1 protein-coding gene is annotated in these 218 nt (G+C 60.1%); it reads left to right on the top strand.

Translation table 11 applies throughout. The annotated features are described in order from the left end of the window. Window positions 1-218: hypothetical protein (locus EOB49_RS36240; protein ID WP_164782046.1), on the top strand; the 218-nt coding region annotated here is incomplete at both ends.

The raw sequence follows: 218 nt of genomic DNA, 5'->3' as shown, positions 1-218 counted from the left end.
GCGCGCCGCACTTCGTGAAGTGGCGGCCAATTTCGAGCGCTGGCAAAAGGCGTTGGAAACCACGCCGCACACCGAACTCGCCGAGACCATCTTGGAAGAGAGCGGCTACACCGACATGTGGAAAAACGACCGCTCGGTCGAAGCCCCCGGCCGGCTGGAGAATTTGAAAGAGCTGATCCGTTCGATGGAGGAGTACGAATCGCTGCGCTCCTTCCTTG

It is taken from the genome of Mesorhizobium sp. M7A.F.Ca.MR.148.00.0.0, from assembly GCF_003997735.1.
Taxonomy (GTDB): Bacteria; Pseudomonadota; Alphaproteobacteria; order Rhizobiales; family Rhizobiaceae; genus Mesorhizobium.
The sequence above is the reverse complement of the archived record's forward strand: the minus strand, read 5'-3'. Positions and strand labels throughout refer to the sequence as shown.